Below are 17984 nucleotides of genomic sequence, written 5' to 3' on the forward strand. Positions count from 1 at the left end.
ATTTAGGGATATAGTTTAAAGGTAGAACTACGGTCTCCAAAACCGTCGGTGTGGGTTCAATTCCTACTATCCCTGTTTCTACCTTTTGATCATGGCGGTATTGGTGAAGTGGTTAACACATCGGTTTGTGGTACCGACACACGTGAGTTCGATTCTCACATACCGCCTATTTTTATTGGGTTATAGCCAAGCGGTAAGGCAATGGACTTTGACTCCATCATGCGCTGGTTCGAATCCAGCTAACCCAATTGCTTTGTAAATTGAATATGGCGGTATAGCCAAGTGGTAAGGCAGAGGTCTGCAAAACCTTCATCACCGGTTCAAATCCGGTTACCGCCTTTGGTTATGCTTAAGTAATCAGGCATGTTAATAACATGCCGGTGTGGCGGAATTGGCAGACGCGCAGGATTCAAAATCCTGTTCCCAGTAGGGAGTATCGGTTCGACCCCGATCACCGGTATTAAGCGATTAATATCAGTTAACTCTAATCATTAAATGATTGGAGTTTTTTTTTATATAATCTAAAATAAGTATTAACAATACTAAGTAAAACTATTGCAAATAAGTAAATTAGATGTTTTAATGAAACATGAAAGCAGTATTTGTGCTTATTATTTTTGAAAAAGATAAAAGAGTATTTCTAATACTCTTTTTATAGAACAGGATGAATTAAAAGTAATGAAAACTAAACAGGAAAAGATATATCGTGACTTAGTCAAAAATATTGCGCAAATAGATTCCGATATATCAGCTTTAGAAAAGTGTGTATTAATTGTTTCAGTAGCATACCTAAACGCGAAAGAGATACCAAACCAGCCGAAAGATAATTTCGGCAAAACTTTGTTTCGGTTGTTAGAAACAAAGAATGACATTCTTAAAATAGTTCTTCCAATAGTGGCAAAGATAATAAAAGATCTGCCCATAGAAATATATCAGGAGATGGTTAATTTTGTTGGTGAATTAGACGGTCCAAGCGTAGCAATGTTCATTCAACGTTATCTTGATACGGTTTCAAAACGAGTATATGGTGGTATGACGTCATCTGAAGATATAAATGATTTATTAGTTAAATTAGCTAATATTAAGGCAAATGATGAGGTCTTAGACCCTACTTGTGGAATTGGGGGAACTTTGCTAACCATTGTGAGAAACAATCCTCAACAGCGTGTATATGGTCAAGATATTAATTCGGTATGTATTGCTATTACAGAAATGTTATTGGAAATAAATGGTTCTACAAATTATCATCTTTTTATTGGTGACACTTTAGCAAATCCCTATTATATTGAGGATGAGAGCTTGAAGAAGTTTGATGTAGTGATTACTGAACCACCGTTTGTTTCTCAATTTGAAAAAGGGCTGAATAAGAACGATAAATATGATAGATACTCTTTTGGCACAGTTCCTTTAAAAAAGGCTGATTGGGGATTTATTATGAATGCTATAAATTCATCTAAAGAATTATCCGGCCGAGCAATAGTATTACTTCCTACGGGAGCCCTATTCAGAGGAGGATCTGAGAATGAGATCCGTCAAAGTATTTTAAAAAAGGATTTGTTTGAAGCCATTATTTCTTTACCAGGTGGATTGATGCCAAGTACTACTGTTCCAACCAGCATCTTGATATTTAATCATGACAAATCAATTGAACAGAAAAATAAAACATTATTTATAAAGGTTCCAAAAGAATCTATTGTTCAAATGGGTAAGAGGACACGATTAACTGATGAGTCTATCGAAAAGATCATAACAACGACTCGAAATTTTAAGGAAATTAAGAATTATTCAATGATTGTGTCTAATGATCAGATCTCAACTAAAAATATGATGGTTGAAAGATATATAAAAAAAACAGTTTATAATTTTAACAATCGAAAATATTATATTAATTTAGTAGACTTTTATAATGGCAATACTGTGGCACTTAAAGATATCTCAAAAATAGATCGTGGATATAATATGGTTTCTAAGAATGAAAACTTAGAAGGTAAGTACTGGATTATGAAAATTTCTGATATGGATTCTCAAAATATTAACTATGACAAGATGTCGCGAGGAGATGTGGAGGAAAGAACCAAGGTAGATAATTACGAATTGCAAGATGGAGATATCGTAATGACTGTTCGAGGTATATTCAAGCTACTGATGGTTAAGGATGTTAAAGATAAAACCTTGATCAACAGTAATTTGGTCAGATTAAGAGTTAATCCGAAACTATATAATCCAAATTTTTTAAAATTGTTCTTAGACAGTCCTATTGGTAGGGCTCAATTAGATAGTTTTACAGTTGGGACGACAGTTAGGCAAATTCCAATAAAAATGTTAAGCGAATATCAGTTGCCACAACTGAGCTTAGAGGAACAAGAAAAAGTTGTTCGTAATTATTTACAAGAAACAAATGAAATTCAGTCAAAAATAAATAAGTTACAAAATTTGAAGAAAAAAAATAATCAAGAACTATACAAAAAAATGGGCTTGGATGGATTATATCAAGTGAGTGGAGAAGAAGATAATGATTTATAATTTTTATGGTTTTAAAATCATTTTAAAACGTTCCGATAATAAAGTGATTTACCGATATGAAAATGTTTTGCGCCCAGACGAAGTAAATTTTAAACATAATGAGAGGTATGTTTTAGAATACAATAATGGAGATGCTCAAGCATTATCTAAATTAATTAAAGCTAACAGTGGGTTAGTTCATAATTTTGCTAATCGCTATTCTTCTTACCTAGGGTCAGGGTTAACTAAAGAGGATTTAGTTCAAGCAGGTTATATTGGTCTGATAAAGGCTGTGAAACGCTATGACAGTAAAAGAGATAATAAGTTTTCAACCTATGCATATTGGTGGATTAGAAAAGAGATTTTGGATGAAAAGGATAGTATTAATTTAACGATCCGTATACCAGGCCATAAAGTAGCTGCTATCAAGTTAATTAAATTACTTGAGAATCAAAGTATGGAATTATATGGCAAAGTAAATGTAACTTGGATATGTCAAAAGGCTAATTTCAATGAAAAGCAATATCACTATTTGTCCCAAGTTGATCGAGAAAAGTCAGCGCCTATGAGTTTGGACCACCCAGTATCCGATAATGAGAATATTCAATTATCGGATACCTTACCTGATGCAAAACAAAGTATTCAAGCCATTATTGAGAATGATTTTTTACGTGAAGATCTTTATAAACAATTGCATCGACGTCTAACAGCGAGGGAAGTAAAAGTTATTATTGAACGTTATGATTTTGATAATCATGGTCAGCGGACTTTATCAGAAATTGGACGAGAATTAGGAGTTACTAAAGAACGTATTCGTCAAATTGAAAAACAAGCAATTAATAAATTACGTGACGTTGACGGTTTAAGAGATTATTTCCTCAATAACTAATGTGATCCACTAAAACAGAGACAGCATTCTTATCGAGGTATTTATCGTTGAAATTCTGTTTCTTACTAATTTTGGTTTTACCATTTAAGAATCCTTGGATCGTTATCCTTTGATTCTTTTTTATTTTATGGTCAAGTTTAACTGATGTAACAAAGTATTGATTACTGGTGATCAAGGGTGCCAATAATATAGTAGTTTTACCGGAATTATCAGTATGGAAATCTTTAACGTAGAAGTTTTTCAGGGCAATGCTCATGAAGAGAATATTGCTATCATATTGTTGCATGGAAGTTATGTCCAATTTTTTCATAATATCCGGATATTTTGATTCAATCTTTGACGATTTTTTTCTTTGTGCGGCTTTGATTATATTATTGGATTGATTATTGACTAAATTATTAAATGGAATATTAGTACCACCAAAAATAGTTAGACTTGTTAATAAGGCAATTTTCTTTCTATTCATATCAATGTTTACCCCCCATAAAGTTTCGTTTTCAAAGTCATTATAATTCTTGAATATCATCAAAAATAGGAATTTGACTATGTAATTTTTGATAAAATATAGTATTTTATTTATTATTAGTTTCTTCACAAAATCGACCAAAAAGTATATTAAAAAAGTCACTTTTTTGTTAGGATACAAGTAAAAATCGAGAAGAGGTAATGCTGTGAATAGAACTGTTGATCATTTAATCCATACAATGTTTGAAGAATTATCAGTCAATCGAGTGAGAAAATTTACTATAACTGACCTGACTAAGGCATCAAAAGTTACTAGGGGTACGATCTACTATTATTTCGATAGTATTGAGGATATCTATATGGCTACCTTTGAGAAAAAAATCTTAAACGTAGCAATTAAAGAGAGTGACGATTTTAACAAATTTATTGGTAAATTTATTTTATATATTAGTGAGAATAAAACTTTTAGTTTGAATTTTTATCGATTAGCCGAATTAAGCATTAGAAAGAAATTTTTGATCAATATTTTTAATAGCCAGCTTTTAAAATATAATTTTAAGATCAATCCGGATAATATTTATCTCGTCAGTGGTTTATGTTTTATTGTAATTAATTGGTTGGATAATAGTTTGGAAATGGAAACAGACCTTGTTATTCAAGAAGTTAACCATTATTTGGAATTTTTTCAAATTACTTTTAAACAGATTTAAAAAAGTGTTCAAATTTTGAACACTTTCAGAAAATTGCATATATAAAGCTGAAAACAATTTGGTTATGATAATAAATGTAATCAAGTCGATGAACTATTTGATCACTGATTTGATTAAATTTAAGAAAAGGGGCTGCGAGTAATAATTTTGTAGAAAAAGTGATGATAAAGATCATCGCTTTTTTGCGTTTAACGCCTAATTTGAGATTATTCTAATTTCATGTATTATATATACTTGAGGTGGAAAAATGTTTAGAAATGCAAAAGCAGAGGATGCGGATCAGATATTGCCAATCCTTTTCCAAATCTTTGATGAGATGGAACTCGACGTATTTAAAGAAGTTGGCGATGAAAAGATGGCTCAGGTTATCAAAGAGGGATTCTTTCAACCAGGCTATCGTTATGGATTGGATAACATTCTCGTTAACGAAATCGATGGTGAAGTAGTAGCAATCATGGTCGGCTATCCTGAAAGTCTAGAGGATGGCATTGATGAACCTTTGATCAAAATTATGCACAAGTATGGTATCAAAGAAAAGAACTTGTTTGGCGATAAAGAAGCTTGGCCTGGCGAATGGTATTTAGATTCATTTGCGGTAGCTCCAGCTTATCAAAACAAGGGTATCGGAACAAAAACGATGGAACATTTTATCGAAGTTATGCGTGAACGCGGTGAAAAAATCCTTAGTTTAAATGTTGATGTAAACAATGAGCCTGCTAAGCATGTATATACAAAGACTGGTTTTAAGAAAGTCGGACAATTGTATATCGGCAGTCATTTATATGATCACATGCAATATGATTTAGAAAAATAGTTATAACACATCTTGAATTATTTTGAGATATATCTTACTTATTCCAAAATATGCTAATAATAAAAAAGGTGTTCATATCAACCCAATATTGTAAAAGCGGTTGATATGAACACCTTTTTTGTTTAGAAAGATTATGTATCGTAATCATTATTTTTAATAAATATCCAAAATGCTATTTAGTCTGAAGTAAGAATTTCAATTTTTTAATTGCACTTACTTTTGAAATTGTTCAAGTAGGGAATTTTATTTTTCAGTAAACTATTATTTAGATCTGCATTAGGAGTAAGGGTGGGTAATTTGATGTATCTATTTAAAAAGATAGCCAAAAGAGTACCAACGGGTCCATCATCCATATTAGCAAAATCTAGTTCCAATCCGGGATGGCCTTGAGCCAAGATAGTTGGTTGCACACAAATAATTTCTTTACCTTCTTTAGTAACGTGATAATCGGACATAACTAGGTTTCCTGTAACATTCCAATTGATATTACTAAGATGGACATATTTAAGATCTAACATAGGTATGGCATTAATTGTCGCTTTTTCTTCACCATTAATTTCAATTGAGTAGATTTTTAAAAAGCTGTTTTTTAATTTTATTTCACCGATCAACGTATTCAAACGATTATACAATTTAATTAAGAAAGGATTTTTTTTATCACGTGATGCAATAAAAATAGTTTCTTTATTTTGATTGATCACCACTAAGATGTTACCAACCGCTAAGTCCGCTTTTCGAATATAAAGATTCATCATTTATTCTGATTCTTTGCCTTTGCAATGACTTTTTCAACAATTTGGGCAACACCATCATTGACATTGTTGTCTGTTTGAATCTGTGCCAATTTGGCAATAGCGGGAATAGCATTTTTCATGGCAACACCAACACCAGCATCTCGAATCATTGACTCATCATTGAGGTTGTCACCGATAGCCATAGTTTCTTCTTGAGAGATGTTTTTATCCTTAGCAAATTGTAAAAGAGCGATGCCCTTTTGGGCGTCAATACTGTTGATTTCTACGTTATTTGGTGAAGATGATGTCACAACGACGTCATCAATATTTTTTTCGATATCTTTTCTCAAGGGTACTAATACTTCTGTGTCCTTGCCACTAAAGGCCAATAATTTCATAACCTTATAGGAAGGATCGTTGAGAATTTTGTCGTAGCTGTCAACAAAATTCATTGGTGTTAATTTAACACGGGCTAAAGTATCTTGAAGTGCTTGTTCGTAAGTTGTACTAGGATTTAATTTAACCAATAGTTCCGCTAAACTGGAAACACGCAAATCTTTATTGTCTGAAAAAATTCCTTTGTTAGTGACTACTTCAAAGTAAATTTTGTGTTCCTTTAGGTAATTAATAACCTCTGTTTTTGATTTTTCAGAAATAGGATTACTAGAAATAAGTTTTTCATTTTCATCGTATACTTCAGCACCATTTAGAGTGATGTATCCGGGATGAACTCGATTTTTCAAAAAAGGCTTAGCTTCATCAAGGCTGCGACCAGTTGCTATTATAAATTCAATGCCATTCTTTTGGGCATCTTTAATGGCTTGTATGTTACGATCTGAAACAGCCATTTTATCGTTCAATAATGTACCATCCATATCGGATGCAATTAATTTAATCATAAAGTTCCCTCCGAGTGCGTTATGCTATATGTGAATGTTACCATATTTTATGGAATTAATATCAAACAGGTAGGTGTAAATTTGAAAACGCTAATAAAAAATGATTGGCAAGGTGTTCTTCAAGGCGAATTTGACAAACCGTATTATGAACAATTGCGTGAATTTCTTGTTAATGAATATAATACTCAAACAATTTATCCGGAAATGCACCATATTTATCAGGCTTTTCAGTGGACCTCATTTGCTGACACTAAAGTAGTAATTTTGGGACAAGATCCTTATCATGAACCTAATCAGGCTATTGGTTGTAGTTTTGCAGTGGCTCCGGGTGTAAGAATACCGCCTTCATTGAGAAACATCTATAAAGAATTACAGGATGATTTAGGTTGTACACCAGTCGAACACGGTTATCTTAAGGCCTGGGCTCAACAAGGTGTATTGCTTTTGAACTCAGTTTTAACCGTTAGACGTGGGCAAGCATTCTCACATAAAGGAAAAGGTTGGGAACAATTAACAGATTATGCAATTCATGCATTGTCTGAACGTGGGAAAGTGGTCTTCATTCTTTGGGGAAATGCTGCTAAAAGTAAAATTCCTTTGATTGATCAGTCAAAGAATACGATCATATCCTCACCACATCCTAGCCCATTTGCCGCTAGATATGGCTTTTTCGGTTCCAAACCATTTTCTAAAGCAAATGCTGCACTTTTAAACTATAATGAAGAGGAAATAAATTGGCAATTACCTGAGAATGCCGATGAGACGGAGGAATAATAATGGATTTATTTGAAAGCCTTAAAAGTAAAATTGACGGAAAGAATTTGACAATTGTTTTCCCAGAAGGTGAAGAACCTAGAATTCTAGGCGCCGCATCTCGACTTTTTAAAGAAAATATTTTGAAGCCTATCTTAATTGGTGAACAAGATAAGATTGAACAAGTTGCTAGTGAAAAATCATTTGATATCTCTGGAATTGAAATTGTTGATCCTAAAAAATATGCTGATTTTGATACTTTGGTTGATAAATTTGTTGAACGTCGTAAGGGTAAGAATACTAAAGAACAAGCTGAAACTATGCTTTTAGATAATAATTATTTTGGAACAATGTTAGTTTATACTGACAAAGCTGATGGTATGGTTTCTGGAGCAATTCATTCAACTGGTGATACCGTTCGTCCAGCCCTTCAAATTGTCAAAACAGCTCCTGGTAATTCAAGAATTAGTGGTTCATTCATTATGCAAAAGGGTGACGAACGCTACATGTTTGCTGATTGTGCAATTAATATTGACCCTAATGCTCAAGAATTGGCTGAAATTGCTGTTCAAACTGCTAAGAGTGCTAAACTCTTTGACATTGATCCTAAAGTTGCTATGCTTAGTTTTTCAACTAAGGGTAGTGCCAAGAGTGATGACGTGACTAAAGTAGCTGAAGCTACTGAAATTGCTCATAAGTTAGCACCTGATTTGGCTCTTGATGGTGAATTACAATTTGATGCTGCGTTTGTACCAAGTGTTGGTGCCCAAAAGGCTCCTGGTTCACAAGTTGCCGGTCATGCTAATGTGTTTGTTTTCCCAGATTTACAATCAGGTAATATCGGTTATAAGATTGCCCAAAGATTTGGTGGCTTTGAAGCTATTGGACCTGTTTTACAAGGACTTGCTAAGCCAATTTCTGACTTATCACGTGGTTGTAATGAAGAGGATGTTTACAAGTCTGCCATTTTGACAGCTGCCTTAGCATTATAAAATTTAGGAGAGATTATGCTTGAATATCAACTAACAACCCATTCATATGAAGAAACTGAGACATTAGGAGCAAAGATATCCGAACTGTTAAAAGCAGGGGATGTAATTGTTCTAAATGGCGATTTGGGTGTCGGTAAAACTACTTTGACACGTGGATTAGCACGTGGCTTAGGAATTAAAAGAAATGTTAAAAGTCCTACATTTACTTTGATACGTGAGTATCAAGACGGAAGATTACCACTTTATCATATGGATGCTTACCGTTTGGAAAGCAGTCCGGATGAGGATTTAGGATTTGATGAATACTTTAATGGCAATGGGATCACTATTGTTGAGTGGCCTCAATTTATTAAAGATGAAATTCCAGCAGAACATATTTCAATTAATATTGCTCGTTTGTCAGATACTGATCGTCAAATTGTTTTTAAATTACATGGTGAAAAATACGCTGATCGCAAGTTTGGAGACCTTTAATGAGTGAAGAGTTAACTTTACGAGAAGCAATTCCTAGTGATGCTGCTAAATTAATAAGCTTTTTAAAAAAAGCTAGTCAACAATCAGACTTTATTGTTTTCGAGGATCTGAAGGATTTGACTATTGAGTCTGAAGAAGAATCCTTGGATGCTATTTATCAATCTAAATTGAACGAGTTGATGGTGGCTGTTTTTGATGAGGACATCATTGGCTATTGCCGAATTGAAGCTAAAGACAGTGAGCAAGCAGAATTAGGAATCGTGATTGATAAAGATTTTTGGAATAACGGAATTGCATCTTATCTAATTGAGGATACACTTGATTGGGTTGGTTCATCACCGTTAAAGAAAATTTTCTTAGAAGTATATAAAAATAACTCTGTTGCTATTCATATTTATCAAAAATATGATTTTACAACAGAGTTAACAAAAGATAAAACATTAATTATGTCGAAGATGGTTTAGTTGGTTCTTACTTAAGTATGCCATCGTCTGAGGTCCCACAGATTTTTACCACCGATTAGTTCCTTGGTTTTGGTATTATCAGTATTTTGAGATTTTTAACTCTACGTAAAAGAAATTTTAAATCAAAAAACAGTCTCCATTAAGTATTCAAGATATATATCCTTTACTTGAATTTCTTAATAGGGACTGTTTTTGTCTTACTAGACTAAATTAGCTTCAAGTCACGCCCAATGGCGTTTCAAAGCATTTCCAATTCTTATGGAAGACGGGAATTTAAACACATTCATAATTTTAACCTAGCTTCAGAAAGAACAGTTTAGCTAGTTAATTTAACCATTTTTTTTATTTGTTCAGTTCCAAATTGTTGTTCCGTTTTAACAAGAATTTCGGCACAAGCAACACTATCGGCTAGAGCGTTATGATGGTTGCGTAAGTCAATGTTTAAACGTTCAGAAACAGTGTTCAGTTTGTGATTAGGAAAATCAGGGAAAAACTTACGACTGGTGCGCAAAGTATCGATTGTTAAATATTTGGGTACTACGATGCCATAGTTGACCAAAGTTTTCTTTAGAACACTATTATCAAAACTAGCGTTATGTGCTGCAACTAAATGACTACTATCGAATAAAGGCTGGATGTGTGTCCAAACTTGATCGAAGGTAGGGGCATCTTGAACGTCTTCAGGTCTAATGTGATGTATTTGAATATTACGAGGACTGAAATATTGTTGAGGATTTATTAGTGTATAAAAATTATCAACAATTTGATCGTTACGGACAAGTACTAAGGCTAAGGAACAAGCACTATCTCGACTTCCGTTGGCAGTCTCAAAATCCATAGAAACAAAATTCATAGGTTAAACTCCTTATATATCTAAGTCTAATTCAATGGGGCAGTGATCTGAACCATAAATATCAGTGTGAATGTCAGCGGCCTTTAACATTTTTTTGCCATTATCAGATAGGACGAAGTAATCAATTCTCCAACCCGCATTGTTCTTACGAGCGTTAAAACGATAGCTCCACCATGAATACTTAACATCATCGGGATGTAAAGTTCTAAAGGTATCGATGAAACCACTATTTAGTAATTCTGTAAATTTAGCACGCTCTTCATCAGAAAAGCCAGGATTTTTATGATTAGTTTTATCGTTCTTGATATCAATTTCTTCATGAGCAACGTTGAGGTCACCACATAGAATAACTGGTTTATCAATCGATAATTTCTGCATATAAGCTCTCAAAGCATCGTCATAACGCATGCGGTAATCTAAGCGTTTGAGCTTTTGTTGAGAATTAGGGGTGTAACTATTGATTAAATAGAAATCTTCAAACTCTAGAGTTAAGGTTCGACCTTCGTCGTCGAATTCATCGATTCCCAAACCTTGGTGGACGTTCAAAGGTTCTTTCTTGGTGAAAACGGCGGTACCAGAGTAGCCCTTCTTTTTAGCATAGAAAAAGTATTGGTGGTATCCGGTTAAATCGAGATCAATTTGACCCTCTTGTAACTTGGTTTCTTGAATACTGAAGACATCAGCATCTAATTCTTCAAAAGTTTTGACAAAGTCTTTTTTTACTACAGCACGTAAACCGTTTACATTCCAAGATATAAGTTTCATAAAATCACCTCGGCACAATTATAGCATTATTGTGATGTTTGTTAGTTCGTTATGTATCTAAGTATGTGATAAAATTATATGTAAGTCTATGCAATATGAAGGATGATGAATATTGAATTTTCCAGTTGATGAATTACCTAATATTGAATTTAAAATAAATGAACCGCTCAGTAAGTATACGTTCACTAAAACGGGTGGAAATGCTGATGTTTTGGCGTTTCCCAAAACTCGTGAAGAATTAGTGAAAATTGTCGATACTGCAAGGGTCAATGATGTGCACATTACTATTATTGGTAATGCCAGCAATTTGATTATTAAAGATGGTGGAATTAGGGGAATTGTTATTATTTTACCTAATTTCCATAAAATCACGGTATCCGATACTAAAGTTACTGCTGAAGCTGGTGCAACAATTATTAATACAACGATTGCTGCCCAAAAAGCCGGTTTAACTGGCATTGAATTTGCTGCTGGTATTCCGGGTAGTGTTGGTGGAGCAGTCTTTATGAACGCTGGGGCCTATGGTGGCGAGATCAAAGATGTTTTTGAATCCGCTGAAGTATTATTGCCTGATGGTCACATTACAACTATTAGCCATGAACAAATGGATTTCTCATACCGTCATAGTTTGGTTCAGGACAATGGTGGGATTGTGATCAGTGCAACATTTGCATTGAAACGTGGTAAAAAAGAAGTTATTCAAGAAGAAATGGATCGTTTGAACGAATTAAGAAGATCAAAGCAACCACTTGAATATCCATCTTGTGGCAGTGTCTTCAAGCGTCCAAAGGGTCATTTTACTGGTCCTTTGATTATTAAAGCTGGATTGCAAGGTAAAATTGTGGGTGGAGCTCAGGTTTCGATGAAACATGCAGGCTTTATCGTGAATATTAAACACGCCACAGCAACTGACTATATGAATTTGATACATCTGATTCAAAAGACTGTAAAAGAAAAGTTTGATGTTGAGCTTCATACTGAAGTTCGCATTATTGGTGAAGATCAAAAATAAAAAAATGGTAGGTGTTGTCTGTGGAAATAATTGAATCAATTATTTTGATTCTCTCTTTATTAATTATTGCCAATATTGTAAGTCACTATTTTGTATCGATTCCCCCCAGTTTATTACAAATTGCGGCCGGGATTTTAGCGGCTCTATTTATGCATGTGAAGATCTATGTTGATACGGAATGGTTTTTACTGGCGTTTATTGCGCCAATTTTATTTAATGATGGAAATAATTTTCCCAAAAGAGAGCTCTGGAAATTAAAGGGTCCTATTTTAGGAAATGCGATTATCTTAGTTATTTTATCTACAGTTATTGGGGGAGTGTTTGTTAAATGGCTCATTCCTCAATTACCTTGGGCAACCGCATTTACATTAGTGGCTGTTTTGTCGCCAACTGACCCTATTGCGGTTGAATCTATTGCTAAGAAGGCTCATATTCCAGATAAATTGATGCATTTAATCAATGGAGAAAGTTTGATCAATGATGCGTCTGGTTTGATTTGTTTTAAGTATGGAGTTGCTGCGACAGTCACAGGTGTCTTTTCACTGAAAAGTGCAACAATGGACTTTTTTCATATATCAATTATAGGTGCTTTGGTTGGTGCCATTATGATTTGGATCTTTAATGGAATTAGATTGTATCTGATCAATCAGGGTGTTGATGACTCGATTTTGCATGCAATTATTCAGATTATTATTCCATTCATTATTTACTATGTAGCCGAAGATGTATTTGATGTTTCGGGTGTTGTAGCGGTCGTTATAGCGGGTATTTTGAATATTTCTTCTGGTAGAAATATTAGTAATTTTACTCCCGAAATTAGACTGGTTACCTCACGAACCTGGGATTTGGTTGTTTATGTACTTAATGGTATTGTCTTTGTTCTTTTGGGAATCGAAATTCCATTTGCTATGGAAGAATTAGTTCATAACGATAATATCAATACTTTTGGAGCTACATTAATGGCATTTGTCATTTGGATAATGTTAGTTGTGATTCGTTTCCTTTGGAGTTATATCTATTCGACATTCTCAAATAATGGGGATGGAAAGATTATCTTATGGTCAAAAACTAGATTTGACGATTGTTTGATGTCAGGTATTTCTGGTGTTCGTGGTGCCGTTACAATGGTTGGTGCGTTGTCAATTCCAATGACAATCAAAGGTGGAGCAGCTTTTCCATCTAGAACACTCCTATTGTTCATCGCTAGTGCTGTTATTATTTTCAGTTTGTTAGGGGCAACATTGTTGATTCCTATCTTGACTAAGAATAGTGCACCAGTCGCTTATCGTGGTAGTACTCTTACCTCAGAAAATGATGACGATGAAAATGATGAAGATGTTGATGAATCGCCAATAGAATTGACAGAATATGAAGCTAATCGAGTTATTTTGGAAAAGACTGTTAAGAAATTACGATCAGAAATGGATGATGGTGATACAGCAGTTTATTCATCCGTTATTGCTGAATATTTATATGATGTGCGTAATTTAGGTATTCAATCACGTAACCAGGTCAAAACTAGTCAAATTAGTAAACGTCGGGTTCGTAGTAAGAAGGATGCTGAACTGTGGGATATTTCATTTAACTGTGAATTAGAAGCAGTTGATGAGTTATATGATAATCACGAAATATCTGACGAATCATATGATTTGGCGATAAAGAAGATAGCTCGTTATAAAAGAGAAATTGTTCATCGTCGTTCTAATCAGACGGTTGAATTTTTCTATAATTATTTCCGAAGAACTTATTTACAGATTAAGCATTTGATTTATCGTTCTGTGAATTCAGATGATATTCAACAGATCAATCAAGATTCAATTAAGATTTCTATTGCTGGTGCTAAGAACGCACTAAAGAAGTTACAAGAATTGAATCAATCAGATTCTGACGGGATTGATGATGACTTAATCTATATTTTCCAGCGTCATTATGAAGATCGCTTGGAACTGTTGCAAGGAAAGTATCGTGGACGTTCACCTCAATTTAATAGTGAACGTATGAATCTTGAAATAAAAGCTTTGAGTTATCGTCGAGCTTTTGTTCAAGATATGTTGGAGCAAGGAAAAATTAGTAAGATCACAGCTAATGAATTGCGCAAAAACATTAATTATAGTGAAGAAGTTATTAGTATTGGTGTAGATTAAAAACATAAAATATGGTGAACTTTTATAATTTTTATTGTTTGTTATAATTAGTTCGAACTACTAAGGAGCTATGAAAATGAATTTTATACCAAGCAATATTTTTACATGGCAGAATTTGGCTAACTTGGTTGATATCTTGGTAGTCTGGTATTTTTTGTATAAAGTTCTGTCGATGTTACGCGGCACCAAAGCTGTTCAGTTGTTAAAAGGAATAATAATTATTTTTGGTATTAAGCTCATTAGTTGGGCCTTGAACCTACATACTGTTTCTTATTTAATGGATCAGCTGATCAACTGGGGGATTATTGTTATTGTGATAATCTTTCAGCCTGAAATTCGTCGTGGTTTGGAACATCTTGGTCGATTACCATTCTTCAGTTCGACTAGTAATGAAGAAGGCAAGACAAAGAATCATTTGATTGAGAGTCTTGATCAGGCCATTCAGTATATGAGTAAACGTCGTATTGGTGCGTTGATTACCTTAGAAATGAATACTGGTTTGGAAGAGTATGTTGAAACCGGAATTGATTTGGATGCTGAAGTTACCGGGGCGTTATTGATCAATATTTTCATTCCAAATACGCCACTGCATGATGGAGCGGTTATTGTACGAAATAATCGAATCTCTGTAGCGGCTGCTTATTTACCACTGTCAGAGAGTAATACTATTCCTAAGGAATTAGGAACAAGACACCGTGCGGCTGTTGGTATCAGTGAAGTAACTGACGCAATAACAATTGTGGTTTCTGAAGAAACTGGTGGCGTTATGATTACTCGAAACGGTCATATGATGCTTGATCTGTCTCGGGATGATTATCTAAAGTATCTCCAAGCTCAATTGAAAGATCCTAATGAGAGTGAAACTCATTCTATTTTGGGATTTTTGAAGTTAAGTCGGAAGAAGAAGGAGAGACAAGATGAAAAAGATAATTAATAGTAATTATTTTTATGCATTCATATCTCTCTGTTGTGCCTTATGGCTATTCTTCTTTGTAAGTACACCTGGTGTGGGCTCGACAAGAGATTCTAATCAATCGAATACATCTACGGTAACTAAGAAGGCCACAATTACCGTACCATTGCAATTACAAGCAGATGTTGACAAGTATTACATAACTGGATATCCTGAAAAAGTTAAAATAACGATTGAAGGTCCAGCGGCACTAGTCACAGCAACAAAGAATACACAGAACTTTAATTTGTATTTGAATTTAAGAGATCTATCCATTGGTCAACATCGAGTTCAAATTAAAGAAACTGGGTTAAATAGTGAATTGACATATAGCATTAAACCTAAGTATGTCACAGTTAATATTCAGAAACGTGTGACAAAGAGATTTGCGGTGGATGTTGATTACAATAAAGATTCGTTAGCGAGTGGTTATGAGACTGGAACAATTGAAGAGTCTCCAGATACTGTTACTGTAACGGGTGCAGCTTCTGAAATTGCTAAGATTGATAAGGTAGTTGTTAAACCCAATTTGCCTAAAGGAATAAAATCTACATTTGATCAAGAAGTTTTAGTGCAAGCTCTCGATAAAAATGGTAAAACAGTAAATGTTACATTAGATCCACAAACAATCCATGTGAAAATTCCTATTTCGATTCAAAGTAAACAAGTAAACATTAATTTGAAACAAAAGGGAAGTTCATCGGATACTAGTTATACTTTTGAATCTGATGTTAAAAATATTAGAGTTTTCGGTACCAAAGATCAGATCAGCGCTATTGATGATTCAATTGATGTACCGGTTGATGTTTCAGACGTAAATAGTAGTAGCACAAAGAAGACAATCAATTTAAGTGATGTTTTAGGTAACAAGGTCACTTTTACTGATCCAACTACTATTAGTGTGACGATTAATCGTGCCAGTTCTAGTGCGCTGTCCAGCACGACAGGAAATACTACTACATCAACTAGTTCGTCTAGTTCAGATTCCAAGAGTAGTACTAGCAGCGACACAAGTTCATCAAGCACTAATTCAACAAATGACAATAATGATAGCGAATAAACGCTGGGGGTAAATTTTTCATGACAAAATATTTCGGAACAGACGGAGTAAGAGGTATTGCAAATAAAGAGCTAAGTCCTGAATTAGCTTTTAAATTAGGTAGATGTGGTGGTTATGTTTTAACACAACATTCAGATAACGAAAATGCGCATCCACGTGTTTTGGTTGCTAGAGATACACGTATTTCTGGTCAAATGCTACAAACTAGTTTGATTTCAGGATTGCTTTCAGTTGGTATTGAAGTTTTAAATTTGGATGTCATTACAACACCCGCTGTTGCATATCTTGTTCGTGCCGTTTCAGCTGATGCTGGTATTATGATTTCAGCTTCACATAATCCTGCTGAAGACAATGGTATTAAATTCTTTGGATCAGATGGTTACAAGTTGCCAGATGATGTTGAGGAAGAGATTGAAGAACTATTAGATGCAAAAGAAGATACTTTGCCAAGACCTTCCGCCGAAGGTTTGGGTAGTGTTTCTGATTATCCAGAGGGTGCTCAAAAGTATCTACAATTCTTGAAGCAAACTCTTTCTGATGATCTTAGTGGTATGAAGATTGTGCTTGATACTGCTAATGGTTCAACAAGTCGTTTAGCAAGTACACTTTTTGCTGACTTAAATGTAGACTTTGATATCATGGCTTCACATCCAGATGGAATCAATATCAATAAGAATGTTGGTTCAACTCATCCAGAGCAATTGGCTCAACGTGTTAAAGAATCAGATGCCATAGCTGGACTAGCTTTTGATGGTGATGGAGATCGTTGTATTGCTGTTGATGCTGATGGTAATATTGTTGACGGTGATAAAATTATGTTTATCCTTGGTAAATATTTGCATGATGGTGGACGTTTGAAGAAGGATACAATTGTAACTACTGTTATGAGTAATATTGGTTTATACAAGGCTATTGAAGCCAATGGGATGCATTCTGTACAAACAGCTGTTGGTGATCGTCACGTTGTTGAAGAGATTCGTGAGAATAACTATAACATCGGTGGTGAACAATCAGGACACGTTGTTTTGTATGAGTACATGAATACTGGTGATGGTATGCTTACAGGTACACATTTACTTCATGTCATGAAAGAAACTGGCAAGGGTTTAGCTGAATTAGCTGCCCCTGTAAAAGTTTATCCACAAAAGCTTGTCAATGTTCCTGTATCTGACAAGAATTCATGGGACAAGCATCAAGCAATCCTTGACGTTATCAAGACAGTTGAGGATGAGATGGATGGGGACGGTCGTGTATTAGTTCGTCCTAGTGGTACACAAGCTTTGCTTCGTGTTATGTGTGAAGCTTCGACTGAGGAAAAGGTCAATGAATATTGTGACCAAATCGTTGAAGTTGTTAAAAATGAATTAAGCTAATATAATACAGATAAAGAAATTCAAAAAAGAGAAATTGAGGGAATTAATCCTTGGTTTCTCTTTTTTATTGGTCTATATAATATATACCAATATTTATAATCGGTACATACCACCTATACCATTTATAAA

At 34.3% G+C, this 17984-nt stretch carries 18 protein-coding genes and 5 tRNA genes; 18 read left to right on the forward strand and 5 right to left on the reverse strand.

The features are described from left to right. Window positions 1-4 precede the first annotated feature (4 nt). The 7 genes from FC97_RS10895 to FC97_RS10925 all read left to right on the forward strand — a co-directional run bounded on the left by FC97_RS10895 (window position 5) and on the right by FC97_RS10925 (window position 3391). Window positions 5-75, forward strand: a tRNA-Trp gene (locus FC97_RS10895). A gap of 19 nt (window positions 76-94) precedes the next feature. Next, window positions 95-167 (forward strand) — tRNA-His (locus tag FC97_RS10900). 9 nt (window positions 168-176) lie between these two features. Continuing rightward, a tRNA-Gln gene (locus FC97_RS10905) sits at window positions 177-248 on the forward strand. A gap of 20 nt (window positions 249-268) precedes the next feature. Beyond that, window positions 269-339 (forward strand) — tRNA-Cys (locus tag FC97_RS10910). Window positions 340-376: 37 nt separating this feature from the next. Then, window positions 377-460: transfer RNA gene (locus tag FC97_RS10915), tRNA-Leu, on the forward strand. Window positions 461-678: 218 nt separating this feature from the next. Continuing rightward, window positions 679-2523 carry an N-6 DNA methylase gene (locus FC97_RS10920; protein WP_056968227.1) on the forward strand — a complete coding sequence of 615 codons (1845 nt, stop codon included), beginning with the start codon at window positions 679-681 and terminating at the stop codon, window positions 2521-2523. Continuing rightward, on the forward strand, window positions 2513-3391 hold the full coding sequence (locus FC97_RS10925; protein WP_054643332.1) for a sigma-70 family RNA polymerase sigma factor: 879 nt from the start codon (window positions 2513-2515) through the stop codon (window positions 3389-3391). Before FC97_RS10920 ends, FC97_RS10925 begins: the two co-directional genes overlap by 11 nt. Here the strand turns inward: FC97_RS10925 and FC97_RS10930 are convergent. Further along, the gene (locus FC97_RS10930; protein WP_054643331.1) at window positions 3381-3857 is read right to left on the reverse strand and encodes a hypothetical protein; all 477 of its coding nucleotides are present in this window, start codon (window positions 3855-3857) and stop codon (window positions 3381-3383) included. The two genes, FC97_RS10925 and FC97_RS10930, sit on opposite strands and share 11 nt — an antisense overlap. A 205-nt stretch (window positions 3858-4062) precedes the next feature. Between FC97_RS10930 and FC97_RS10935 the strand changes: the two genes are divergently transcribed. Both FC97_RS10935 and FC97_RS10940 read left to right on the forward strand, forming a co-directional pair. Then, window positions 4063-4566: a TetR/AcrR family transcriptional regulator gene (locus FC97_RS10935; protein ID WP_054643330.1), complete on the forward strand. Its 504-nt coding sequence runs from the start codon at window positions 4063-4065 to the stop codon at window positions 4564-4566. 247 nt (window positions 4567-4813) lie between these two features. Then, complete coding sequence (locus tag FC97_RS10940) at window positions 4814-5380, forward strand: GNAT family N-acetyltransferase (RefSeq protein WP_054643329.1); 567 nt, start codon at window positions 4814-4816, stop codon at window positions 5378-5380. Between the two features lie 203 nt (window positions 5381-5583). On the opposite strand, the gene FC97_RS10945 is transcribed toward FC97_RS10940, so the two are convergent. After that, entirely contained in the window at window positions 5584-6135 is a 552-nt protein-coding gene (locus FC97_RS10945) for an LURP-one-related/scramblase family protein (protein WP_225868752.1), read from the reverse strand. Next, window positions 6132-7013, reverse strand: coding sequence for a Cof-type HAD-IIB family hydrolase (locus FC97_RS10950; RefSeq protein ID WP_054643328.1), 882 nt, complete (start codon window positions 7011-7013; stop codon window positions 6132-6134). The genes FC97_RS10945 and FC97_RS10950 overlap by 4 nt, the downstream gene beginning before the upstream one ends. Before the next feature lie 81 nt (window positions 7014-7094). Here FC97_RS10950 and FC97_RS10955 point away from each other — a divergent pair, with 81 nt between their 5' ends. The 4 genes from FC97_RS10955 to FC97_RS10970 are packed head-to-tail and all read left to right on the forward strand — an operon-like array spanning window position 7095 to window position 9696. Then, entirely contained in the window at window positions 7095-7787 is a 693-nt protein-coding gene (locus FC97_RS10955) for a uracil-DNA glycosylase (protein WP_025086112.1), read from the forward strand. Window positions 7788-7789: 2 nt separating this feature from the next. Further along, window positions 7790-8758: a phosphate acetyltransferase gene (gene pta / locus FC97_RS10960; RefSeq protein WP_056968229.1), complete on the forward strand. Its 969-nt coding sequence runs from the start codon at window positions 7790-7792 to the stop codon at window positions 8756-8758. Window positions 8759-8773: 15 nt separating this feature from the next. Beyond that, window positions 8774-9232: a tRNA (adenosine(37)-N6)-threonylcarbamoyltransferase complex ATPase subunit type 1 TsaE gene (tsaE, locus tag FC97_RS10965; protein ID WP_054643327.1), complete on the forward strand. Its 459-nt coding sequence runs from the start codon at window positions 8774-8776 to the stop codon at window positions 9230-9232. Next, entirely contained in the window at window positions 9232-9696 is a 465-nt protein-coding gene (locus FC97_RS10970) for a GNAT family N-acetyltransferase (protein ID WP_054643326.1), read from the forward strand. Before tsaE ends, FC97_RS10970 begins: the two co-directional genes overlap by 1 nt. Window positions 9697-10012: 316 nt before the next feature. Here FC97_RS10970 and FC97_RS10975 read toward each other — a convergent pair whose 3' ends face one another. Further along, window positions 10013-10549, reverse strand: coding sequence for a 3'-5' exonuclease (locus FC97_RS10975; protein ID WP_056955968.1), 537 nt, complete (start codon window positions 10547-10549; stop codon window positions 10013-10015). A gap of 12 nt (window positions 10550-10561) precedes the next feature. Further along, window positions 10562-11314: an exodeoxyribonuclease III gene (locus tag FC97_RS10980; protein WP_054643325.1), complete on the reverse strand. Its 753-nt coding sequence runs from the start codon at window positions 11312-11314 to the stop codon at window positions 10562-10564. Between the two features lie 112 nt (window positions 11315-11426). Here FC97_RS10980 and murB point away from each other — a divergent pair, with 112 nt between their 5' ends. The 5 genes from murB to glmM all read left to right on the forward strand — a co-directional run bounded on the left by murB (window position 11427) and on the right by glmM (window position 17855). Next, on the forward strand, window positions 11427-12326 hold the full coding sequence (murB, locus tag FC97_RS10985) for a UDP-N-acetylmuramate dehydrogenase (RefSeq protein WP_054643324.1): 900 nt from the start codon (window positions 11427-11429) through the stop codon (window positions 12324-12326). A gap of 20 nt (window positions 12327-12346) precedes the next feature. Continuing rightward, a complete protein-coding gene (locus FC97_RS10990; RefSeq protein WP_054643323.1) occupies window positions 12347-14470 on the forward strand; it encodes a cation:proton antiporter in 2124 nt (707 codons plus the stop codon). 76 nt (window positions 14471-14546) lie between these two features. Next, the gene (gene cdaA / locus FC97_RS10995; RefSeq protein WP_054643322.1) at window positions 14547-15404 is read left to right on the forward strand and encodes a diadenylate cyclase CdaA; all 858 of its coding nucleotides are present in this window, start codon (window positions 14547-14549) and stop codon (window positions 15402-15404) included. Next, window positions 15388-16482 (forward strand): CdaR family protein, encoded by a 1095-nt coding sequence (locus tag FC97_RS11000; RefSeq protein WP_054643321.1) that lies wholly within the window; start codon window positions 15388-15390, stop codon window positions 16480-16482. The genes cdaA and FC97_RS11000 overlap by 17 nt, the downstream gene beginning before the upstream one ends. A 20-nt stretch (window positions 16483-16502) precedes the next feature. Then, a complete protein-coding gene (gene glmM, locus FC97_RS11005; RefSeq protein ID WP_054643320.1) occupies window positions 16503-17855 on the forward strand; it encodes a phosphoglucosamine mutase in 1353 nt (450 codons plus the stop codon). Window positions 17856-17984 lie beyond the last annotated feature (129 nt).

Source organism: Companilactobacillus kimchii DSM 13961 = JCM 10707 (genome assembly GCF_001435445.1).
In the GTDB taxonomy this organism is placed as follows: domain Bacteria; phylum Bacillota; class Bacilli; order Lactobacillales; family Lactobacillaceae; genus Companilactobacillus; species Companilactobacillus kimchii.